The organism is Thermodesulfobacteriota bacterium (genome assembly GCA_040757775.1).
Lineage (GTDB): Bacteria > Desulfobacterota > UBA8473 > UBA8473 > UBA8473 > UBA8473.
In genome coordinates, this window is sequence record JBFLWQ010000002.1 from 215,901 (window position 1) to 240,094 (window position 24,194).

Below are 24,194 nucleotides of genomic sequence, written 5' to 3' on the forward strand. Positions count from 1 at the left end.
AGGATTGTTAGCTTCTTACATTTTCACCTCAAGGGTTACCGAATTCATGAAAGGATCTCAAACGTAACGTGGCTTTACTGGAATTTAACGGGCTGACCAAACATTTCGGCGGTCTCATCGCTGTTAGTGGACTCGATCTTTCAATCGAGGGAGGAGAAATTTTTGGGTTGATTGGTCCAAATGGGGCAGGGAAAACTACATTTTTTAACCTCATAGGGGGGATCTATAAACCTACATCAGGAACTATAAAGTATAACGGTGAGGATATAACCGGACTCAAACCAAATAAGATAGCTCGAAAGGGAATTATCAGAACTTTTCAGCACACAACTCTTTTTAAAGAATATACTGTCCTAGAGAATGTAATATTCGGCTTTTACCTCCAATACAAAGCACATTTCTGGAGTTATATTCTTGGTACACCTCTATATAGACGGGAGGCGGATTTTTTCAAAGAAGAGGCAATGGGTATCCTCCAGTTGGCTGGTTTATATGGATTGGAAGACGAATATGCCAAAAACCTTTCCTATGGTCATCAGCGGGCTCTCGCTTTGGCAATAGCCCTGGCTGCAGAACCCAGGGTTCTGCTCTTAGATGAACCCGTAGCTGGCATGACTGCCGAAGAAATAGAGCTTATGTTGACGAGAATCAGAAAAATAAACAAGAATAAAGGAACAACTATTGTTTTAGTGGAACACAATATGCGGGCAATACTGAGTGTGTGTCACCGAATAGCGGTATTAAACTTTGGTAAAAAGATTGCAGAAGGTCCCCCTCTGGAAGTAGTTAATAATCAACTTGTTATAGAGGCTTATTTGGGAAGGTATAGAGATGCTGCTTCGAATTGAAAGTCTGAGCGTCCACTATGATGGGGCTGAAGCCCTCAGTGATGTTTCCCTTACAATTCCCAAAGGTTCAATTATAGCGCTTCTTGGAGCCAACGGAGCCGGTAAGACGACACTGCTAAGAACCATTTCAGGTCTGAAGTCACCTACTATGGGTAAAATATGGTTTCAAGACCATAGAATTGAAAACAACCCTCCAGAAGAAATCGTAAAACTTGGTATAGCCCATTGCCCTGAAGGCCGAAGAGTCTATCCATTTATGACAGTCCTGGAAAATCTACAAATGGGAGCCTATCTCCGGAGAGATCAATCGGAAATAAAAAGAGACCTCAAAATGATATATGAGAGATTTCCGGTACTTAAAGAACGAACCAGACAGAAGGCTGGCACTTTGAGCGGAGGGGAACAGCAAATGGTGGCTATAGCCCGTGCTTTAATGTCTAATCCTCGATTACTTCTTATGGACGAACCATCCCTTGGTCTTTCTCCAATTATGGTGATGGAAGTAGCTCGGATTATTGGTGAGATACAAAACACAGGCTTGAGTGTCTTACTGGTAGAGCAAAATGCTAGAATGGCTTTGGAAACGTCTAACTATGCTTATGTTTTGGAAAAAGGAAAGGTGCGTCTGGAAGGGCATTCAAAGGAAGTAGCCAACGATGACCATGTCAAAAAAGCATATTTAGGAATATAGTATAAACGAGCCTGTTCACCTGTCACAGAATCAATTGTAAATTTGACATACGGGTGAAGTCTTTATAAATAAACGGACATGAATATGCTGGAAGGAGGTGGTTCTCTACAATTTTTATCTGATGTTCTTCTGGAAACAATATTGACCTGATCTAAACATGTTGGCGTAAAAAGATTATGATGTCTTCAACAAACAAGTATAACTTAAATTAAAGAGAAGGAGGAAGTTATGAAGAAGAACGCATTGTTTTGGTTACTGGGTTTCCTGATAGCAGCTGTTATCTTGATCTGTCCGGCATCCAGAGGGTTATCCGAGGCGGCAGAGCCCCTGAAGCTTGGTAGCTATCTTGCTCTGTCAGGGCCGGGTGCGCCGTGGGGAGTGGCAGTAATGCGATGCGGTGAGATGCGTATTGAGGAGTACAACACGGCTGGTGGCATAACTATAGGTGGGAAAAAATACAAACTTGAGCTTATAACTTATGACCATAAATATACCTCTGCTGGAGGGCTGGAGGCGATTAATAAACTTATTTTTCAGGACAAGGTAAACTTCATAGCTACGACCTTTGGTACTGCCCCCAACCTTGCAGGACTATCTGTCAGCGAGCCTAACAAAGTGCTTCATTGCACCCTGGCTTCCGGAGCCGGGCTTCTCGGTCCTGACAAGCCATATTCTTTCAGGCTTCTTATGGGGGCTGCTGAATATATGCCTGCCCTTTATCGATGGCTGCACAGAGAGTACCCCAAAGCTAAGAAAGTTGCTGTTCTCAATCGGGATGATGCATGGGGAAAGGACTGTAACAAATATGGGCGCAAGGGTGCAGAGGCACAGGGGTTTAAGGTGGTATACGATGGCAATTTCCCCCTTGGAACCAAGGATTTCGCCCCGATACTGACTCGAATGATATCCGAAAAACCTGACATCGTTGAGACGACAGGTTGTCTGCTCGGCGAAGGGGTGCTGCTCCTGAAGCAGGCCAGGGAGCTAGGTTACACCGGTCCTCTGGTAACTAATCTGGCGACCGTTCCGGAGTTAGTCTTGAAAATGGCAGGGGCGGAAGCTGCAGAAGAAGCCATTTCTGCACTAACCATAATAACCGATGAAGAGGACCCTTCCGTGCCTCAAAAGGTTAAAGAACTGGCACGTAGGTATAGGGAAAAATACAATGAACCTTTAGCCGGTCTCGGTGTAAACGGATACGACTCGATAACAGTGGTCGTTGAAGCAATAAAGAAAGCAAATAGCCTGTATACAGCCAAGGTAGCAAAAGCTATGAAGGCGCTGCAACTTAATCTCCTCCAGGGACCTGCAAAATTTACAGGGGAGAAGACCTATGGTATAAAACACCAGCTTGTGCTTCCCATCCAGATTTCCCGCTGTCGTGGAGGGAAGTTTACACTGGTAGCCCTTGAGAAGCCCTAAAGATATCATGAAGCAAAATCTTGGGGAAGGGATTCTCCGTTCCCTTCCCCAAATTTTACGCTTTATCTGAGGACACACTGCAATGGAGATTCAGATTTTCATTCAGCTCATCTTAAATGGTATAATGATTGGAGCCACCTATGGTCTTATAGTTTCTGGGCTCACCCTGGTTTTCAGCATTATGCGCATCATCAACTTCGCCCACGGTGAACTCTACATGCTGGGTGGGTTTACCACTTATTACCTCTTTGCTGTGGCAAAAGTGCCTTATGTAGTGACGTTATTTTTGGCTGCCCTCACACTTGGACTTCTTGGCCTGATTCTGGAAAGACTGATATTTCGACCCTTCCGGGGTCACCTCTTAGGTGCCTTTATAGTTTCTCTTGGACTTTCCAGGTTTTTTCAGAACTCCGCTCAGCAGGCGTTTGGTTTAACGGAAAAGTCTATTCCATCAACCTTCACGGGGAAATTTGTGGTAGGTTCTGTTTCCTTCCCCGCAGAGAGGGTCGCAATTGTCCTTATTAGTATAGCTATATTGATAGGCTTACATACGTTCCTTCAAAGGCTTAAAGTGGGACAGGCTATGCGGGCTGTGGCTCAGGACAGCGAGGCAGCTCTCCTGGGAGGTATACGTATAAATCACATCTCAGGACTTGCGCTCGCTTTAGGAAGTGGGTTAGCGGGTCTTGCCGGAGCTTTACTGGGACCAGTGTTTTATGTGGATCCATGGATAGGGGGACCTGTTATCCTGAAAACTTTTGTGATAATAATCGTTGGAGGAATGGGCAGCATCCCGGGTGCCATTCTTGCCGCATTTATTTTCGGTTTTATCGAAAGTTTTGGGGGGTTCTACTTCGGCCCTGCCATTGTTACCACTATCTTCTTTGGCGCCCTTATTTTAATCCTGCTGGTTAGACCTAAAGGGCTTTTGGGATATGAGGAGACTTGAGAAGATGAAAAAATATTTAGGGTTTTATCTCCTTGCTATCCTACTGCTTTTTATTGGAGTAATTACTCAGGATCCATATATCCTGCACATACTAATAATTTTGTGGCTTAACATTATCCTTGCTACCAGCCTCTGGTTGATCTACTCGACAGGGGAAATGTCACTGGCGCATGTTAGCATGATGGCAATAGGAGCCTATAGCTCTGCCCTTCTTGTGATAAAGATAGGTGTCTCTTTCTGGGTTGCTCTTCCCATCTCTGGACTGATCGCTGCGCTTTTTTCTTTTCTTATCGGGTTTCCTGCTTCGAGACTAAAGGGCTTTGCTTTTTTTATGGTCACTTTTGCCTTTGCAGAGATTGTAATGACTATAGTCTCTAACTTCTGGCAGGATGCTTTTGGAGGACACAGCGGGATCTTCGCTATCCCCCCTCCCTCTCCTATTTCCTTCGCAGGATTTACATTGAGTTTTTCTTCCAAAGTTGCCCAGTATTATCTCGGGTTGACAATAATGGCTCTAATTGTGTTCTTTATCCATTTCATGGTAAAATCCCGCTTTGGCAGGATCTCAAAAGCTATAGCTCAGGCGGATATCCTTGCCGAATCTATCGGGATAGATGTGTCGATGCACAAAATTATAGCCTTTACTATAGGGGGATTCTTCGCAGGAATAGCCGGGAGTCTCAGTGCTCACCTGTTTAGAGTTATCGCTCCATTGGATTTCGGAATAAACTATATGATAATGGTAATAGCCTTCGTTGTAGTGGGTGGCGCTGCCAACATATTTGGGCCAATCATAGGAGCATGTTTCTTCAGCCTGCTTTCTTTACTCTTGGCAAAATGGGGACACGTGGAGGTTCTGATTACTGGCATGATTTTGATAGTTGTAATGCGCTTCCTTCCGGGAGGGTTACTGTCTTTCCCGAGTACTTTGAAACGTCTAAAAAGCAGAGAGTAAATCACAACCTCAAATTGCTTCAAATTACTTTAAGGGTATTGTGGAATAGAGGAGCAGTCTATTTGGCTCTATCCTCTATGTCCAACATGGTGGTAGAGAAAAGTTGTTGAGGTATCGATATATCCTGATTTTTTTCTGTTGCTTTTCTTACACATATCTGTATTATTGACAAACACCTCTATAGAGTGTTAGCCTTGGAAATCCACTGGACTAAATCAATATCGACCTAAAGGAGGATAAAACGTATATGCCTTTTCAACTTACTGAAGAGCAGGAAATGTTTAAGAGGTCTTTGAGAAGCTTTTTTGAAGACAGGATCGCACCAAGGGCAGCTGAAATTGATGAAAAGGACGAATTTCCAGCTGATGTCTACAAAGCCATGAGTGAAATTGGTGTCCAGGCTATATTCTTCCCTGAAGAGTATGGTGGATCTGGGGGTGACCTCCTGACCTGCTGCCTGGCTACAGAGGAACTTAGCAGGGTGAGTGGAAGCATGGCTGTTCTCACAGCCCCTACCCTATCTCTTGCCTCTGCAGCATTCAGATTGGCTGGTACTCATGAACAAAAGGCTAAATATCTACCCAAGCTGGCAACCGGTGAATGGCTGTTTGCCATAGCCATTACTGAACCGGATGCAGGGTCTGATGTCTCTGCTATAAGAACAACTGCTGTGCTTAAAGGTGATCATTACATTCTAAACGGCACAAAGCGTTTTCATACGGTTGGTGACCTTGCTGATGTAACAACGGTCTATGCCAAAACTGATACAGGCAAAGGAGCAAAGGGAATTAGCACCTTTGTGGTTGAAAAGGGAGCCCCTGGACGAATCATTTCTAAGAAAGAGAAGATGATGGGTATAAGGGGCATTGCCTCATGCGAATTGATCTTTGAGGACTGTCGTATCCCAAGAGATAATCTTCTAGGCAAAGAGGGAGATGGGTTTAAGGACGTTATGCATACCCTGGATGAGAGCCGCCCAATAGTGGCTGCTATGGGGGTAGGATTAGCTCAGGGTGCCCTCGATTATGCCGTAAAATACGCAAAACAGAGGGTCCAGTTTGGAAAGCCTATTTGTGAATTTCAGGGAATCCAATTTATGCTGGCAGATATGGCAACACAGATTGAGGCATCCAGGTATCTTGTTTACAGAGCTGCCTTTATTGCATTAAATCGTAATAGAGAGAGTATGATGCTTGCTTCCATGGCAAAATATTTCAGCAGTGATATGGCTATGAAAGTCACCACAGACGCAGTTCAGATTCTTGGAGGGTATGGATATACCAGCGACTACCCGGTGGAAAGAATGATGAGAGATGCCAAGTGCTTTCAGATATTTGAGGGAACCAACCAGATCCAGAGGGTTGTGGTAGCGAGGTCTCTGCTGGCATAGGCAGAATATTTCCTAGAAATGGAGAAAAGGTATGGAAAAAGGTAAGCAGGATTATTTTCTAGCATGTGTCGAGGATGGCTCCCTTTCTATGAAGCCCTATTGTGGTAGCTGTGGACTCCAGTTAAACGAAAACTATTTTTGCGAAAATTGTCAGCGCCAATGCCGTTGTGCTCATGTCAAATGCGAAGATAGGGGATCATATAGTTTGATGGATGCCCTCATTAAAAAGAACGAAAGGTTTAAGAATTTTACGATAGAGATACTGCTAAGTGAAAATAAATAACCACCGCCAAATTGGTAAACAAATTGTTGTCGAGGGCGCTTCGCGCCGAGCAAACAGCGGATACTCCTCATCCGCGGCGTTATCCCCTACCCTAACTATCGGTGCTGGCTGAAATGGTGATATAAGCATCTCTAACTCAACTTTCAGCTTCCGCTGTCCGAAAGATAGTATTTTTCTGCTCTATCGTCAGTGGAACTCCTGTTCCGTTCTATTTATGATCTCATCCTGAATCTGCCTGGGCAGATCAACGAAATAGACACTGTAACCTGCCAGCCGTACAACAAGATCAGCATGCTGCACTGGATTTTTCTGTGCCTCCAACAGAGTTTTTCTGTCTATCACGTTAAACTGGATATGAAAATGCCCTAAATCGGCCCATGTCTTTATATAGGAAGCGAATAACTCCTTATATTCTCCCTCCAGATATTGGGGTAGAAATTTTTGGTTCAAAAGTAGTGTGTAGGTCGTTAAGGGATCGATCTTCGAAGTGGATTTAAGTACCGCTGTAGGACCGTTTTTATCCATACCACGCTCAGGAGATAAAGTGCCATCTGCAAAAAGGTCCCTGTCCTTCCTGCCATCAGGAGTAGCACCAGTAAGTGCGCTGTAACCAAAATAATTAGCCCCTGCACTTCCATCCACCTGATAATAACTGTTTTTGGATGTCTTTACTTTTTTCATCTCCGCTGCTGTTCTGAACTGGATTTCTTTCGCTATCTGGTCTGCATAATCATCATCATTTCCAAACTTTGGAGCGTTCAGGAACATTTTCCTCATGTCCTCTTTGCCCTCCCAGTTGCCTTTAAGTGATTTGAGTAATTCGGCTACACGCACTTTTTTTTCATCAAAGACAAGCTTCTTCATAGCAGTCAGACCATCAGCTACGTTAATCAAGCCTACAGGTGCCATTACCTTCTTGTCAAAGTAAGACCATCTTCTGCAATCTTCCGCTCGTTCTATGCAGCCATCAAGCAAAGCCGAGAGAAAAGGTCGCGGTAAGTACTCCTCATATAGAACATCAGCCATATTGGCTATCTTTGCCAGTTTATCCATGAAGAATCTTACCTGCTGAAGATAGGCATCCATCACATCCTCAACAGAGGAAAAAGTCAAAGGATCCGGAGTTGAAACCCCTATCTGCTTATCACTAAACTTATCAATCCCCTGATTCAAAGCCAGCTCTAGGCATTTTGGCCCGATTAGGACTCCGGATAATGCCCTGTAGGTTATATTCTTTCCTGGTATAGTCCACCTCATACAGGACTCTATTCCATAATTCCTGGCATCCTCTATCGGTATCCCCTCGTTTACTATCATCGGTATTACCACCTTATCATTGAAGAAGGGAGGGTATCCAACACCGGTTTTCAGAAGGTCAATGGCACTCATAAGGAAGTCCTTTGGGATATTATTATGGTACCTGAAAGCGATTTGCGGCTGTGTTCCCTTTATTGCCTTTGAGGCATCGAGAATAATATAGCTCATCTCATTTGTGGCATCCCTCCCATCAGGAGTAACCCCTCCAACGGTAAAAGTAACATTGGGATGAAAGCCAACATTACCACTTCCCATAAGTGGTGCTACCAACTCTCCCCTTGAATTGAACTTTAACCATAAAAACTCTAATAATTCCTGCGCATCTTCCCTCTTAATCTTCCCCTTTTCTTTATCTTTCTTATAAATTGGATATAAGAGCTGGTCAAGTCTAATTGCATAGCCATTCATATTCAGCTCATACACACGAGATGCCAGGGTTATAAACCAAATAAACTGTAAAGCCTCATGGAAGTTTCTGGGTGGATTCTCTGGTACCCAATTACATATGGCTGATATTTCTTTTAATTCTTTTCTTCTCTGTAAATTATTCTCACCATCCGCCATTTCTCCAGCCAATACAGAAAACCTCTTTCCAAAAGCGATTCCACCCCTTAATGATATAATTACAGCCTTAAGAAAATTTAACTTTTCAAAATACTCTTTGTCCACATTTGAACCTAAAGTCTTCAGCCTGCCTTCCGCCTCGGCTATTAACCCTTTTAGTCCAACTTTGAATAGCTTTTCAAAATTTGGGACTCCCGACTCGTAATAATAACCCCAGAAAATGGGGCCACTAAATTTCCAGTAAGGCTTTACATCGTCAGGCACAAGGTCTCGCTCTTTACCCTGAACCGCTATGTTCTGCCAATATTTATGTATCTGGTGGAGTTCTTCTCTGCCTGGATTATCCAGCATGTTTTTGTAGCGCTTATCAATCTCTTTATCCAGCCACCTCCAGTAATATTCTGGATAAGGAACCAGAGCATCGGGTGTAGAGGCAGTATTTCCGACAATCCGTTCCTTATCACCTATATATATCTTTATGTTTTCCAGTATGTTAGCCAGAGCCATTGCCCTTCTCAAAACAATGGGAACCCCCTCCGTCTCCATGTATGATTGAGTCAATAAACGTGCCCTATCAAGACATATTTTTACCCCGGGGGCATATGGACTTTCGATTTCGGTCGGATCAAAACCTCTCTGTACCGATCTAAATCCCTTTACAGCAACTTCTTTTTTCAACTTCAGAGTTGTTCCACTCATAATAATCTCCCTTTCTGACCATCTAACCTATCGTGGAGTTTGTGGAAGAGCAGATAACTTTTACTCTGGGCTCCTCCATTCGGTTATCGGTATAAACTTTCCTGTGGACGGATCGGCTTTAAATATCTTCCAGGTACTCCCCCCGTTGTGGTTTGTTGGACTATAACTTATAGGACCCGTGAGCCCTCCTGTATCAAAGTTCTTCATTCCTTCTAAACTAGTTATCAGAACCTCTCCATCGAGATTCCTGCCTGCCCTCATCATAGCCTCGATTTTAACTGTTGCGATAACCCAACCATATGTATAGGTCTTTCCACGATAGGGTTTCTCCCTTCCCGGTTCATATTTGAGGGTAATCTCCCTCATCCTTGCCACACCAGGCCCTTCATCATACCATGATGCCATGGAACTGACTCCATAAAACAATTCAGACGCATCACCTGATATACGTATTACATCTTCATTGCAGGTCGCCCAACTGCCAAATAAGGGAACCTTCAAACTAAACTTCTTCAACTCTCTAAGGAGGAGTGCCGCTGGCTGGGGAAGTGAACCGCAGATAATAATATAATCAACATTAGCCTTCTTCAGGTTCATCACCTGAGAGGTTGCCTCAATGGAACCGGGATTGAGCACCTCCTTTGCTACAGGCTCTAAATTATAGTATTTGAGCCTCTCCAGTCCGGGCACCAAATCTGCTTTTCCTGCCTCGTTATCAGGAAAGACGAATGCAATCCTTGGGTTCTTCGCCTTCAAATCCTTAATGATGTAGTCAACAATTACCTTCATCTGCCCAGGATAGATGTCCTGAATGGTAAATATATACCGCTCGAAGGGTTTTACCATCCTTTCCGCTGTCGATGCTGGGAAGGTAGGGACCTTTTCCCTATCGATACTCCTCAAAAGGGCAACAGCTCCACTGGTGCTTGTAGGCCCGATTAAAGAAATAACCTCATCCCGGAAGATCAACTTTTTGAAAGAAGATATAGCCATCGGTATAGAATAACGGTCATCCTCAAACAATGCCTTCACTTTTCTTCCATGTATTCCTCCATGCTCATTGGTGAATCGAAACAGACTTCTAAGTCCTGCGGTCAGGGGGATGACCGCATTTGCAGCAGGCCCTGTTTGATCGAGGATCACACCAATCTTTACCGTATCATCAGTTATCCCCCGAGCTTTAGCTGAATAAGCACTACCTCTAATTCCAAATAACCCCGATAAGATCAGGATAGCAATTAAAACCCAGTTTGAAAACCCATGAAGATTCAGTGTAACCGCCTTCTTTTCCATAGCATACCCCCTGCAAAAACTGCTAGCAGTTAAAAATAGTAGCCTCCGTTCTCATTATTTTTTTAAAGGTGGCAGCCTCCACTCAGTAACAGGAATGAGTTTACCGCTTTTTGGATCTGCCCTGAAAAGCTTGTTGTAATTCAACCCATAATGCATTGCAGGGGTATAGGTTATGGGACCACATATACCCTTTGTATCTAAATCATTTATAGTCTCTAACGCAGCCACCAGCTTTTCCCCATCTAAATCCTTCTCAGCCCTTTTTATCCCCTCACAGAGAATAGCAGGCATAATCCATCCCAGAGAATAACTCTTGATTTTGTATGATTTCTCAGCGCCCGGATTATATTTCATGCTTATCTCTCTCATTTTTGCTATTCCCGGGCTCTCTTCATACCATGAACTGTAAGGACTGACACCCACAAAATTCTTTGATGCCTCACCACTTATCCTGATGATATCCTCTGTGCACGCAGCAGATGTTCCAAATAAAGGAACATCAAGGTCGAACTTCTTCATATCCCTGAGAACCGCAGATGCTCCAGGAGCGACATGATGCAACAGGATAAGGGTTACCCCTGCCTTCTTCATGCTTAATACCTGCGAGGTAACATCAATTGCGTTCAGGGGAATGATCTCAAGATGAAGCTTTAGCCCAAAAAGCATTGCCCACTCGTCAGCCAAATCCCTAACTACCTTGCCGGATTCCACATCCGGATAGCAAAGGGCAACTTTCGGGTTTTTGGGCTTTAACTTATTGATGATATAATCAAAGGTTACACCCCATTCATTATCGTACCAGCCATTTGTTGGAAATACATACCTCTTATATGGCTTCATTATTGATGTATCAGGTGCCCAAGGCAATATAGGAACCTTCTCCTTTTCAATATGGCGAAGGAGTACCTTTGTTTCACCAACAGAGATGGGACCTATGATTGCCAATATCTGATCTTTGAATACCAGCTTTTTAAAGGCAGCTATCCCTGCCGGGATAGAATAACGGTCATCCTCCACGATCAGCTTTATCTTTCTTCCCTGGATTCCCCCTTCGTCGTTTACATAATGGGTATAGTTCTTATACGCCTCTATCACCACAACTCCAGCATTAGAAATAGGGCCTGTGAGATCGATTATTACACCAATTTTTACCAGATCCTTTGCTACGCCCCTTGCTTCTTTACCGTATGCCAATCTGCTTTGTGAAATGTGTAGGATTAAAACCAAAAAACCAACAAGCAATAACGCGGATAAATACCTCGTTTTCATAGCCAATCCCCTTTCTTGAAGATTAGACCCTGCATATCAAAGCCTTTTATGCCTTTTTGTTTCCAGTTTTTATCTTAGATTTTTTTTAACCTTGGAGTCATCTTTTTTATATCAGAGGTTCTAGGTACAGAAACATCATCAAAAGGAGATGCAAGGGAATGGCAGGAAAAGTCAGAGTTCAGTAATCGGGAGATTGGGTTTTCATAATTTTTATTTATTCAGGTACTCAGTATAATTCACCACGTGACGCAACGCTCTTGCTGCCCTTCTGGGGTTTGGATAAATAGGGATCCCCCTGTCACGTAAGAGATTAAAGCTTTCCGGTTCTGCCATAACCCTTGGCATCAGATTTACATAAACAAGAGGCTTTCCAAGCCTGTCTATTTTTTCCCTAATGAGATCTAAATTCTTAAGTTCTTGTTCTTCGAGAGACTTAACCATCTTTTGAAACTCTTCATTATTTGAAAAAGATCCCTTCTCTATCATATTCGAAAAATAAGAACTTGCTCCAATACCCCCTAAAAGAATTGCAATATCTATGTTAGGGTCTTCCATGATTGCCCACAGACAGGAAAAGATAACGAGATTACCCGATGTAACCAGATCCGTAATGTCCGTTGGATTTCCGTAAGAACAACGTGAAGGTAAAAGAGACCTCAATGTCTCGGTAGTCTCATAAGAGAAATTAGGGAGTTCTAAACCTACCTTTTCAGTAGCCTCAGCCATTACAACACCAATTCCACCACCTTCAGTTAAAATCCCTGTCCTGTTCCCTCTGGGAAGAGGAAGAGAAACCAGGGCATTAACAACATCAAACAATTCCACTTCATCCTCTACTCTGATGACTCCTGACTGCTTAAAAGCAGCATCATAAATTTGATCCGAACCAGATAAAGATGCAGTATGGGATTTTGCTGCCCTTGCAGAACCTTTTGTGGATCCAGACTTCATGATTATGATCGGTTTTTTCCGCGTGATTTCCCTGGCTAATTTAAAGAACCGTCTGCCCTCTCTTAATCCTTCGACATAGGCAGCGATAATCCTGGTTTCTTCATCTTCGGCAAGATATTCTATGTAATCTTCCAGATGAATATCAGCCTCATTACCATCGCTTACAAATTTACTAAAACCAATCCCTCGATGTGTCCCTGTGCGAACCACGCGCTGTCCGTAAGTCCCGCTCTGGGAGAGAAAAGCAACCCCTCCCGGTTTCACGTCCTCCATCCATGCCAGGGTAGAGAATGAGGAATGGGTGTTTATATGGCCCATACTATTAGGCCCGATGAATCGTATTCCACCTTTTCTTGCGATTTCTACCAATTCTTTTTCCAGTTTTGCACCTTCTTCACCAGATTCAGCAAGTCCTCCTGTAATCACTAAAGCTGCTTTAACCCCTTTAGCTACACATTCTCTCATAACTTCAGGGGTTTTTGCGGGCGGTACTGAAAGAACTGCAAAGTCCACTGGTTCCGGTATCTCTGTGATTTTCCGGTATGCCTTAATCCCCATTATTTCATCACTTTTTGAATTAACTGGATAAACCTTCCTCTTCGGATTGCCAAGAAGACGGTTCAAAACCCCAAATCCCCACGTTCCAATTCTGTTCGATGCTCCAATTACAGCGACTGAGCGCGGATTAAAGACGTAATCGAGTTGCTCTACAACAGAACTTTCATTTACAGATTCCACTCTCACCACATTTTCCAATCCCAATACCTCCTGAACTTCAAATGAATTTCAACTTTTAAAAAGACTGTATTCGGTTGATAAAGAGCTTGAACTACACTCCGAGAAGTAACTGGTTTTATATCTGAATAATTTGTAACTAATCTTTATTATTTTACCTCCTTTGTTCAATAGCACATAGAACTAAAAAAGACAATAAATGGATTTTATTTCTCCTAGATAATCTCCTCCCTTTTTAATTGCTCTATCTCGTGTTCACTATATCCCCCCACTGTCCTCAGAACCTCCTCAGTATGCTCTCCCATTTCAGGGGCTGCTTTTCTCGTCCCGGCTCGAGCCTCGCTAAAATGGGCAGGAAAACCTGGAATATTAACCTTCCCTAAAGTTGGGTGATCAAGTTTATCCAGGTAATTTTCACGTATTTGCGGGTCATTCTCAAGCTCAGTATGCCTGTGTATCGCACAGGCAAAGAGGTCGTACCCTCTGAAGGCTTCCAGCCACTCATCACGTGTTCTGGCTAAAAAAATCTGGGAGAGCAACGTGATAAGTTCACTCGAATTTTCCTCTGATCTCTTTTCCTGTGTGTTAAATCTGGGATCTATCTCCAACTCTGAGTGCTCTATAGCCTGACAAAAGCGGGGCCAATCTCCATTGGGCCGAAGTGTAATGGCAAACCACTTGTCATCTTTACACTGATAGTAATTTCGGATGGGGTCTGTATCCATGCGACGGTGACGCGGGACATCCTGATGAAGCCACAGGGCATTCAATAAATTAAAATAAGACAGATACAGGGCAGATCCCAAAATCGAGGTTTCAATCATCTGTCCTTTTCCGGTACGTTCCCGCATAAAAAGAGCTGCCAGAATTGCCTGGCTTACGGTGATAGCTGTTGCCTGGTCGATGAGTCCGAACTGAGAGAGAACAGGAGGTGTCCCCGGCTCTCCCATGCTGTACATTATCCCTGATCGTGCCTGGCCCTGGAAATCAAACCCACCTTGGTCTTTGTGAGGACCCATTGGACCATAACTCGAAACCGAAAGATATATCAGCCTCCGATTTAAATCAGAAAGTACAGGATAAGTCATACCCATGTCTTCACGGGTTTTTCTACGGAGATTCGTCAGAAACACATCGAAATGAGGGATTAAACGATAGACAATTTCTTTCCCCATATCCTTGCTCAGATCGACGCAAATGGATTTTTTATTCCGATTAGAACCCTCAAAAAAGAGATTTCTGTTGCCAGGCAAATCGAAGGAGGTTCGTCCAAAGCGGCCTCGATGCCGAATTGGATCACCCTTCCCGCGTTCTTCTATTTTTACTGCCTCTGCACCCAAATCACCAAGGATAGCCGTGCCTCCCGGTCCGGCATGAAAAATACCCCACTCCAAAATCCTAATCCCTTCTAAAGGATACTCCACATTCCACCTCCATCTTTCACTTCATTATCTTACCCCGACAGTATCGGGGTATATCCATAATAACAATCAATCAGCACAAAAACAACTATAATTATAGGCTGGAGAAACTTTGATACATCAAATAAGTCTTCTACTTCGCAGCCCTTATATAATCAGTGAAGGGAACAAACTTAAGAAGCCTTCCTCATCTTCAGCAGTTCAGCAAATGTTTCAACCCTTGTTCTTAACTGCCCGGCACTGTAATTACGGGTATCATAGGCATCTCCCTCCAGAACCAATACAGGGATACTCAGCCTGTCCTTTAGTGCCTTTTTGCCCATTAAGGGAGGAATAGTATACGGGCGACATGAATAGGGATAACAAAGTATTGCCCCATCTACCTTCCACTCCTTGCAGTACTCTGTGAAATAGTCAAGTGCCCCCGATGCAGAACACAGTGGTCCACGCTTGAAGAACCCTTCCATTATCTTTTGACTGTATTCTGTCGATTTTGCCTTCGTCCGCTCGACAGGCGTTAACCAGTCAACAAAAACAACAGACATCGCCAACCCAAGACTCTCCACCATCTTAAGTATAGCGGCATCAACTGCCATTCGAAGACCGAAGTATATCCTTGGAGCACCCTTCTCAACGACGCCCTCTCCCCTGTCTATCCGTTCCTTTGCCTCTCTAATCAATGTGGTAACGGCATCAACTGCCTCGTCCCTCATCCTTATAGGGGTATTGGAAATCATATATGCAAGGCTGACATCCGCCTGGCTGATGGCCTGGGGATCACTTTTCCCTATTGTTTCCACTAACGTGTTATAATTGTAATAGTACTTTGCATTGTCTCTTACACCGGTCTTACGCACGTCTTCCGTAAACGTATAGCCTGTTACCTCTTCTATCTTCCTGAAGATCTTCTCCATCTGACCGCCAGCATATCGTACCATCCTTTCACTGATGTCAGGCCATTGTCCCCAATAGCTATCAAGGACCCCATCCATATACACAGTAGGAATATCATAGAGTTCTGCCAGGAGTTGGTCTGCCTCCGCTGGCTGATCGCAGTACCAGCCAGATGAGACCATCAGATCAGGTAAGGGTATCATTTTCTTTTCAATAGCCCCTATGTGAGTCTGCCAGAGGGCACAATGTGCCTCTCCTACCCCTAGCCCTGTCTTCTCACCCGCTTCAAGAAGGGGACTGAGTTTATCAAAGATCATGCCCATACCCACGTTCATAATTTCCCCTATAGACCCAACGTAGACGTCCGGCGACAGCCTGTGGACCGCCATCATCATAGCACCAGGAAAGGGCCAGTCATAATAAATAACCTTCTTGTACTCATCCCGACACAGGGGCAATGATACAAATTCCTCCATCCATACTCGCAGCAGTTTACGGACACCCTCAAGCCTAATATCGAGATTCTCCCTAACCCTTTTCTCTGCCCTGTTTATGTCCTCCTTCCCTATGCCAAGGATATCAAACGCCTTGTCGATCCTTGGCCTCTGTTTCTCCAGTTCCTGGTTTTCATACCCGCATAACTTCATAAAATCTGTATACATAGGACACCTCCTTTTAAATTGAGAAGACTTTTAACCATTAAGTTGATTATCAATCTTTGAAAGCTGGCTCCCTGAACTCCGTAATCGGTATAAAGGTCTGATTCTTTACGTCCACTTTATACAATTTGTTCATCGTTCCACCTTTATGATTATTCTTGCTGTAACTTACGGGCGCCGAAATTTCACCAGTACTAAAGTTTTTAAAGGCTTCATAAGCCTCTACCAGAGTATCAGGATTTAGATTTTTACCTGCCCTTTTTAGCCCCTCTGCACAGATCATTGAAGTGAGCCACCCCTGTATATAACTTCTTATCATCCACTTCGTCTCAGGATGATATTTCGTAGTAATCTTTCTCAGTTCAGCCATCCCAGGGCTATTATCACTCCAATAACCGATGGGGCTTACCGCCAAAGCATCCTTCATGGCATCTCCTGTAACTTTTATATTCTCCTCGTCACTGACATAAAATGACCCAATGACCTTACTTCTTAAACCATATCTCTTTGCAGCTTTAAAGAAGGAAACAAGGCCGGCAAGGGCATCATGAAGGATTATATAATCCGGATCTGATTTCTTTAAGTTCAAGACCTGGGAGGTTGCATCAATCTCAGTAAAGTTAATTATCGACGTGGCACTGAATTCTAAGTTATACTTCTTAAGGTACTCCTTTGTAGCACTAAAGCCAGTTTTACCGAACTCAACATCTGGATAGGCACAGGCTATTTTCGGTTTTTTTGCCTTTAGATCTTTCATGATATAATCTACGATAATCTTTAGACCGTCATCATAACCCGCCGTTGCTGTGAATATATATCTTTTCACCGGGGTCGTCATTCCCTCTGCAAAGCTTACAGGTATTACAGGAACCTTCTGCTTCTCAATCTGGCTCATAAGGGCAAAGGTCTGGCCTGTACCTCCTGTATAGAGAACGGACAGAACTGCATCTCTAAAGATAAGTTTCTTGAAAGCAGCAATAGCACCGGGAATCGTATAATGATCATCCTCAACAATGATCTTTACTTTTCTGCCATTGATTCCCCCCTGATCATTGATATTTTGAAAGTACGTCCTTGTGGCATTGGTTATGGGGATGCCAACGGGGGCAGCCACTCCCGTCTGATCCGCAATTACTCCAATCTTTATGGTGTCTTTGGTAACCCCCCTCACTTCCGTAGAGTGTGCATAGTTGTTTCCCAAAAGGAGCATCAAGGCTATTGCTGAAAAACATATAGCCGTAAAATTATGCCCCCTAACCAAAATTTCTTCTTTCATAGCTATCTCCTTCTTTCAATAAACGTATTGTCAAAAATTATTTCCCCTCTCCCCTTGTGGGAGAGGGTTAGGGTGAGGGGTGAGAAGAGCATCCCTGATAAACTCCAAAACACCTTCTAAGTTATTGAATCCTTCATTCTCCCAAAATCTCAGTACTTTATACCCTTCAGCCCTAAGCCATTCGTCCCGTATCTTATCGTTTGAATTATGTATATGCTGCCCGCCATCTACCTCCACAAACACTTTATTTTCAAGATTTACAAAATGCCCAACTGGTGTTGATGACGAAATTTAAACCCCTCTACCTGCCTATTCCTGAGATGCTTCCATAAATACTGCTCCGTGTTCGTAGAGTTTTTCCTGAGTCTTTTGGCTATGCCGGTCAGATTTTTCACCCCCACCCTCGCCCTCCCCCCTCAAGGGGGAGGGTTTCTCTTATATTTCAATATGTTTTAAAATAGTTTTTCATAAAACTTTTGACATTACCTTGATAGGCATATTGTCAAAAGATTCTTAATTATAGAAACTTTTCTATCGATCCTCTCCCACCACTCACCGAACGTCCCCAACCAAAAGAATCCTTTCCATCGAAGGACTACAAAGGCCTCCTTGCAGAATACCAATTACAATGTGGCAAAATGCTGTCCCCTGTTAAATTAATAGGCTGGAGAAACTTTGATACATCAAATAAGTCTTCTACCTCGCAGCCCTTATATAATCAGTGAAGGGAACAAACTTCTGATTTTCGATATCGGCCTTATACATCTTACAGTAGTCAGTCCCCTGGTGCTTGTCTGTTCCATATGTTACAGAAGCCATAATGTTACCCATGTCAAAATCCTTTATTGACTCAATTGCCTTAACTAGGCCGGAACGGGTGAGATTTTTTCCAGCTCTTTTCAACCCCTCAACCATTATCACTGCCTGACACCATCCCTGGTTATACTGTCTGTAACGGATAATCATCTCTTTTTTGTCATGATATTTCAAGGTTATCTTCTTCATCTCGTTTATACCTTTACAATCATCATGCCAGGAGGCAAAAGAATTGGTAGCAACAAAACCCTTAGCGGCATCTCCTACAATCCTTATCACGTCCTCGGTGCAGGCATATTTGGTTCCTATAGGGATGGGTTTATAGCCGAAACGCTTCGATTCTCTCAGGAATGTAGCAGCATTGCCTTCGGTCGTATGCAAAATAACATGGCTAGCACCTTCCCTTTTTAAGTTCAATACTTGTGAACTGGCCTCTATTGCACCTGGCTGTATGACCTCTTCCGCTGTCAATTTTAGTCCATAGGCTTTGGCCTGTTCATGGCACGTACGGGAACCAACTTTCCCGTGCTCAGTATCAGCCCGGATGAGGGCAATTTTCGCATCCTTTGCCTTGAGTACGTTTATTACGTAGTTAAAGATTATTTTTATCTCATCCTCATAGGTAGTACCTTCAGTGAAATGATACGGTCTAACTGGATGAATAAAGAAATCGGTGGTTGAAGTCATCATGGTTGGAAGCCCTTCCTTAGTAATCTGTGAAGCAAGAGCAACCCCAGAGCCAGTAGAGCCTATCTCAAAGAACATAAATATTTTATCCCTATAAACCAGCTTCTTGAAGTTTGATATATCCCTGGCAACTGAATACCCTCCATCCTCGATAATTACCTTGAATTTGCGGCCGTGTGTCCCTCCCTGATCATTAATATATTGCAAATAGGTTTTTATCCCTGTATGCAAAGGTATTTGAAGCTGAGAAGTGGGACCAGTTATGTCGGATACCACCCCAACCTTTATGGTTTCACTGGTCAGTCCGGTAGTTTCATCAGCGTATCCGTGGGTAACTCCAAATAAAAACAGAATTGAAACGAAAGAGACAGCAAGCAATAAGGTAACCCCTTTTTTCATAATTCTTATCCTCCTGCAAGTTTTATGTACAATACTCAAATTATTATAGTTAAACATCTTGACTCCTTGATCTAGCTTTCATTACCTTTATGTATCCTAGAGTAGATTTGGGGGGAAAGCTATTTCTCCAATTTCATCCAATCTGATATTGGTGTCAACAATCCTTCTTCGACATTAGCCTTATACATCTTTACATATCTAGATCCTTTATGGTCATTAGGTCCAAAGGTGACGTGGCCACATAGTCCCCTCATATCAAAATTCTTGATGGACTCCAATGCGGTAACCAACGCTTCACCATCGATATCCTTTCCCGCCCTCTTTATACCTTCTGCAAGGATTGTAGCATCACCCCAACCCTGAGTATATGCCTTTGGTCTGTATGGTTTCTCGGTCCCTGGGTTGTATTTTAAAGTCACTTTTCTCATTTCCTCCATGGCAGAGCCTTTGTCATACCATGAGCTGTAGATCGCTATACCTGTGTAATTGGAAGCTGCCTTTCCTGCAACCTTAATGGTATCCTCAGTACATGTATACTGAGTGCCCAAAAAAGGGATGTCCTTTACACCCATCTTCATTGCAGATTTCATCATTACAATCGAATTATCAACCAGAAGATGCATTAGAATGAAGTCTGGGTTCCTTCTTTTAATATTCAGCGCCTGGGAAGTGGCATCCAATACCCCTGGGTTTACAATCTCAATACTGACAATATCTATGCCGTATTCGTCTTTGTATTTCTCTGCTGCCTTAAAACCGAGCTTGCCATGCTCGGTATCATTATACACAAAGGCTATTCTGGGATTTTTCTTCTTCAGATCCCTCACTATATACTGAAATATAAGTTGAATTTGATCCTCATAGGTTGGTCCACTGGCAAACATATAACGCTTAGGTGGTATCACCACCCTATCGGATGAAGGGGGAAGAACACAGGGTATCTTGTCTTTGAGGATAGCTGAAGTTAGCGCAAATATACCATGACTGGATGCCGGACCTAGTAGGGCAAGTACCTGATCCTTTAATAAGAGCTTCTTATATGCAGATATAGTCGCAGGGATCGAATATCTGTCATCTTCAATAATTAAGCTGATCTTCCTTCCATTGATTCCGCCCTTTTCGTTTACCCATTGAAAGTAGTTTTTAAACGCCTTAGAAGCAGGAACAGTCACAGGGGTCGCTGGTCCTGTCTGATCATATATAACCCCTATCCTGATCTCGGAATCTGTAACACCTCTCACCTCTTTGGAAAAACCATAATCACATATCAGAAACACGGAAACAGCCACCATAAGTAAAACTATCCTAACTTTCTTCATCCTGAATATTCTCCTTTCCTGTATCTCTTTTTTTAATCATGATCATATTGGAATTAAAGAACTTTTTACAAATCCTGGACTAAATCTTAGAGAGATAGAAGCGATATCTCCATAGGGCACCCAGTGCCCTGATTGCCCTTTCTGGGGATGCAAAGACAGGAATACCATTTTTTTCAAGAACCATTGCCTTTTTCCTCACAAGTTTATCCTCACCTATCAGCCATGCTACAACCGGTTTAGTTTTGAGGCTCTTCAATTTCTCTAATAAATTGTTGAGGTCTACCTGCCAAACACGTCTGTTAACCATAAGACATAAAAAAATAATATCAACATTTGGATCTTGCATGAAGGCAAGTAAAGGTGTCTGATATGTATCGCTTACATCCGTCGGCACACCAACGGCAAAACAATCTAACGGGTTTGATATCTTTGAAAAGGGGAGTAATGCCGGTTTGATCTTTTCAATAGTATCCTTTGATAACTCGGCTAATTTAATACCAAACTTCCCACAGGCATCAGCTACCATTGCGCCGATACCTCCACTGTAAGTTATAACTGCCACTCTATTTCCTTCAGGTATGTTCTGGGAATCAAATACCTTTGTAAGATCAAGAAATTCATCCAGGTCATCAGCCCTTATAATCCCAGCCTGTCTGAGAGCTGCATCAAATACCGTATCATCCACTGCTATGGCACCAGTATGAGAAGCTGCGGTTCTCAAACCGTCTTCTGTCCTACCTGTTTTAAATACCACTACAGGTTTCTTTTGGGAGACCCTTTTTGAAACCTCTAAGAAACGCCTGCCAGACCTGATACTTTCCATATACATAGCGATAACCCTCGTTTCAGGGTCCTCTTCTAGATACTCCATTACCTCAGCTTCATCTATGTCACAACAATTCCCAAGGTCTATTGATTTGCTTATTCCAACGTTCATAGAAGATGTAATATATTCCATAACAGGACAGCAGAATTGGCCGCTTTGAGCAACAAATGAGACTCCTCCCTTCTTAGGGTAATCCATTGCATAAAAGGGCAGTACTAGGTTATTGGATGTATTAACAGGCCCAACTGCATTAGGCCCCATCAGCCTTATCCCCTTTTGTTTTGCTAATTTTACCACTTTTGCTTGGAGTTTAGCGCCAGCCTCACCGGATTCAGAAAAACCTCCAGAGACCAGCAAAATATTCTTTATCCCCTTAGCCTCACAATCGCTCAACAATTCAAGGGTCTCATCTGCAGAAACCATGGAGACAGCTAAATCTATATATTTTGGGAGATCTTTTACGGTTTTATAAGTTTTAAACCCCAGTATATCTCCTCCCTCTGGATGAACTGGATAGACTTCTCCCTCAAAGCCAAACTCTCTCAAATTTTGTAAAATAATGTATCCAGGTCTATTAGGCGTTTTTGAAACTCCAACTATTGCAATACCTCTCGGTCCCAAGAAAGCTTTTAATGTGTGTTCCATAATCCTTTCCCTTAGATTCTTAATAATATACAATTCCACTATTTCTGATCTAACACAACCAATGCATCCACAGCAACCGGTTTGTCACCTTGTACTATTAAGGGATTTATATCTATTTCCTTAATCTGTTCAAATTCTAATCCGATGTTGCTGTTTTGTTCATATTTCTTTCTGCACTATGCAGGCATCTATCCCTGGCAATAAAAAACCCAGCCGAAGTTGCTTCCTTTTTTGTTGCACTTCAATGTTAAATGTAGCCTTCCTCTCTTTGTTAAATAAAAAAGAAGACTCACAAAAATTCAAAAACTCGGCTTCCTCCAGTCTGTAATTGGGATGAACCTGAGATTGTCCACATCAGCCTTGTATATTCTGCTGTTGTTAACTACTTTGTGGTTATCTGGGCCAAGATTTACAACTCCACATATCCCCTGCGTATCGAAGTTTTTTATCTTTTCCCATCCTTTTACCAGGGTTTCGCTATTCAGATTCCTACCTGCATTATTTAAACCCTCACAGAGTATCATTGAAGTTAACCAACCCTGTACATAGTTTTCATCTCGATACCCCGAACCTTGGTTATATTTTTTGTCAATCTTCCTTAGATGAACCATTCCAGGAGTGTTGTCGACAGGAGATCCCAACCCATTGATTCCCATAAGACCATTCGCCGCACTTCGAGTCATTTCTATCAACTTCCCGACAACTGCATACTGCATAGCTATAATCTGACTATTAAAGCCGAATTTTTTCGCATCCCTTAAAACAGCTGCCGTATTGGCTAGATAACCATGAATAATGACATAATCTGGTTTAGCACTCTTTAATAGGAGTACCTGTGACGTCATGTCAAGACCAGCTACAGGTATGATTACCTCAGTGAGTGAAGCATCATATTTTTTTACCAAGCTCCTGACTAGATGTAAGACCGCTATACTCGATGGAGAGTCCATGTAAACAAGTGCTATCTTGGGACGGTTTACTTTTAGATCGTTCCACATATAGTCGAATAACACTTTTATCTGGTCTTCATAAAATGGGAGAGAAGTAAAAATATACTTTCTAGCCGGAGTAAAGTATGCTACATCGTTTGTCATGGTAAGCGAAGGTATCTTTTCTTTCTCAATGAAGGGAATGATAGCACGAGTTGGCCCAATTGCGGATGCTACCCCTGAAAATGCAAATACTTTATCGTTATAGACGAGTTTTTTGAAAGAAGCCAATGCTAAAGGGCTAGAATACCTATCATCCTCTGTGATGACTTTGATTTTTCTGCCATGTATTCCTCCCTGATCATTTATAAATTGTATGTATGTTCGCATTCCTGGGGTTAGGGCATGGTAAACATCTGCAGCAGGACCTGTCATGTCCGATATGGTGCCTATTTTTATGGTATCATCCGTAACCCCTCTTGCCTCTTCTCCATAACCTAACCTTACACCTGCAAATAAGAGGAAGATTATTAGCGACGTGAATATAACGGTCGATAATCTTTTCATGGTTCTCTCCTTTCATGGATAAGTAATTGATATCGTTTTAATTTAGTTAAGAAGACAACAGGTCAAATTATCATTCTTTTACAAATAATTAGAAGATAATTACTGGCGGTATTTCCAAAGGGGTAGTTATAAATCCTCCATTGCTACATTGTATTCTTTAACCTAATAGAACCAATGCATCCACAGCAACTGGTTTGTCACCGTTTATTATTAAGGGATTTATATCTATTTCCTTAATCTGTCCAAATTCTAATCCGATGTTACCAATCGATATCAATGCATCACATAGAATATCCATATTAATAGAGGGCTTGCCACGAAAAGCATCCAGCATCTTATGCCCTCTTATTTCCATTGCCATCTCCATAGCATCCCTCTTTTCTAACGGCG

At 42.8% G+C, this 24,194-nt stretch carries 20 protein-coding genes and 1 pseudogene; 7 read left to right on the forward strand and 14 right to left on the reverse strand.

The annotated features are described in order from the left end of the window. The first annotated feature begins 68 nt into the window (after nucleotides 1-68). The 7 genes from AB1401_02475 to AB1401_02505 all read left to right on the forward strand — a co-directional run bounded on the left by AB1401_02475 (nucleotide 69) and on the right by AB1401_02505 (nucleotide 6,538). Nucleotides 69-848, forward strand: a complete 780-nt coding sequence (locus AB1401_02475; protein ID MEW6614324.1) for an ABC transporter ATP-binding protein — start codon at nucleotides 69-71, stop codon at nucleotides 846-848. Beyond that, complete coding sequence (locus AB1401_02480) at nucleotides 835-1,539, forward strand: ABC transporter ATP-binding protein (protein MEW6614325.1); 705 nt, start codon at nucleotides 835-837, stop codon at nucleotides 1,537-1,539. The genes AB1401_02475 and AB1401_02480 overlap by 14 nt, the downstream gene beginning before the upstream one ends. Before the next feature lie 228 nt (nucleotides 1,540-1,767). Then, nucleotides 1,768-2,961, forward strand: a complete 1,194-nt coding sequence (locus AB1401_02485) for an ABC transporter substrate-binding protein (protein MEW6614326.1) — start codon at nucleotides 1,768-1,770, stop codon at nucleotides 2,959-2,961. Nucleotides 2,962-3,043: 82 nt separating this feature from the next. Next, on the forward strand, nucleotides 3,044-3,910 hold the full coding sequence (locus AB1401_02490) for a branched-chain amino acid ABC transporter permease (GenBank protein MEW6614327.1): 867 nt from the start codon (nucleotides 3,044-3,046) through the stop codon (nucleotides 3,908-3,910). Between the two features lie 4 nt (nucleotides 3,911-3,914). Next, on the forward strand, nucleotides 3,915-4,865 hold the full coding sequence (locus tag AB1401_02495; GenBank protein ID MEW6614328.1) for a branched-chain amino acid ABC transporter permease: 951 nt from the start codon (nucleotides 3,915-3,917) through the stop codon (nucleotides 4,863-4,865). 247 nt (nucleotides 4,866-5,112) lie between these two features. After that, complete coding sequence (locus tag AB1401_02500; GenBank protein ID MEW6614329.1) at nucleotides 5,113-6,255, forward strand: acyl-CoA dehydrogenase family protein; 1,143 nt, start codon at nucleotides 5,113-5,115, stop codon at nucleotides 6,253-6,255. 31 nt (nucleotides 6,256-6,286) lie between these two features. Further along, on the forward strand, nucleotides 6,287-6,538 hold the full coding sequence (locus AB1401_02505) for a hypothetical protein (GenBank protein MEW6614330.1): 252 nt from the start codon (nucleotides 6,287-6,289) through the stop codon (nucleotides 6,536-6,538). Between the two features lie 186 nt (nucleotides 6,539-6,724). Here the strand turns inward: AB1401_02505 and AB1401_02510 are convergent, their stop codons facing one another. The 14 genes and pseudogenes from AB1401_02510 to AB1401_02575 all read right to left on the reverse strand — a co-directional run. Beyond that, on the reverse strand, nucleotides 6,725-9,118 hold the full coding sequence (locus AB1401_02510) for a pyruvate formate lyase family protein (protein MEW6614331.1): 2,394 nt from the start codon (nucleotides 9,116-9,118) through the stop codon (nucleotides 6,725-6,727). Nucleotides 9,119-9,178: 60 nt separating this feature from the next. Continuing rightward, a complete protein-coding gene (locus AB1401_02515) occupies nucleotides 9,179-10,411 on the reverse strand; it encodes an ABC transporter substrate-binding protein (GenBank protein MEW6614332.1) in 1,233 nt (410 codons plus the stop codon). A gap of 54 nt (nucleotides 10,412-10,465) precedes the next feature. Continuing rightward, the gene (locus AB1401_02520) at nucleotides 10,466-11,680 is read right to left on the reverse strand and encodes an ABC transporter substrate-binding protein (protein MEW6614333.1); all 1,215 of its coding nucleotides are present in this window, start codon (nucleotides 11,678-11,680) and stop codon (nucleotides 10,466-10,468) included. Nucleotides 11,681-11,890: 210 nt separating this feature from the next. Beyond that, complete coding sequence (locus tag AB1401_02525) at nucleotides 11,891-13,378, reverse strand: CoA-binding protein (protein ID MEW6614334.1); 1,488 nt, start codon at nucleotides 13,376-13,378, stop codon at nucleotides 11,891-11,893. Nucleotides 13,379-13,581: 203 nt separating this feature from the next. After that, on the reverse strand, nucleotides 13,582-14,790 hold the full coding sequence (locus AB1401_02530) for a CoA transferase (protein MEW6614335.1): 1,209 nt from the start codon (nucleotides 14,788-14,790) through the stop codon (nucleotides 13,582-13,584). Between the two features lie 170 nt (nucleotides 14,791-14,960). Further along, the gene (locus AB1401_02535) at nucleotides 14,961-16,343 is read right to left on the reverse strand and encodes a 2-hydroxyacyl-CoA dehydratase family protein (GenBank protein ID MEW6614336.1); all 1,383 of its coding nucleotides are present in this window, start codon (nucleotides 16,341-16,343) and stop codon (nucleotides 14,961-14,963) included. A 49-nt stretch (nucleotides 16,344-16,392) separates the two neighbouring features. After that, complete coding sequence (locus AB1401_02540; protein MEW6614337.1) at nucleotides 16,393-17,616, reverse strand: ABC transporter substrate-binding protein; 1,224 nt, start codon at nucleotides 17,614-17,616, stop codon at nucleotides 16,393-16,395. Nucleotides 17,617-17,646: 30 nt separating this feature from the next. Next, nucleotides 17,647-18,017 (reverse strand): annotated as a pseudogene (locus AB1401_02545) (DUF559 domain-containing protein). Nucleotides 18,018-18,312: 295 nt separating this feature from the next. Then, a complete protein-coding gene (locus AB1401_02550) occupies nucleotides 18,313-19,518 on the reverse strand; it encodes an ABC transporter substrate-binding protein (GenBank protein ID MEW6614338.1) in 1,206 nt (401 codons plus the stop codon). Between the two features lie 119 nt (nucleotides 19,519-19,637). After that, nucleotides 19,638-20,837, reverse strand: a complete 1,200-nt coding sequence (locus AB1401_02555) for an ABC transporter substrate-binding protein (protein ID MEW6614339.1) — start codon at nucleotides 20,835-20,837, stop codon at nucleotides 19,638-19,640. Nucleotides 20,838-20,916: 79 nt separating this feature from the next. After that, nucleotides 20,917-22,308, reverse strand: a complete 1,392-nt coding sequence (locus tag AB1401_02560; GenBank protein ID MEW6614340.1) for a CoA-binding protein — start codon at nucleotides 22,306-22,308, stop codon at nucleotides 20,917-20,919. Nucleotides 22,309-22,346: 38 nt separating this feature from the next. Beyond that, complete coding sequence (locus tag AB1401_02565; protein MEW6614341.1) at nucleotides 22,347-22,454, reverse strand: acetate--CoA ligase family protein; 108 nt, start codon at nucleotides 22,452-22,454, stop codon at nucleotides 22,347-22,349. Nucleotides 22,455-22,607: 153 nt separating this feature from the next. Continuing rightward, nucleotides 22,608-23,804 carry an ABC transporter substrate-binding protein gene (locus AB1401_02570; protein MEW6614342.1) on the reverse strand — a complete coding sequence of 399 codons (1,197 nt, stop codon included), beginning with the start codon at nucleotides 23,802-23,804 and terminating at the stop codon, nucleotides 22,608-22,610. Between the two features lie 157 nt (nucleotides 23,805-23,961). Beyond that, nucleotides 23,962-24,194 (reverse strand): acetate--CoA ligase family protein (locus AB1401_02575; GenBank protein MEW6614343.1); only part of this gene is annotated, 233 nt, incomplete at its 5' end.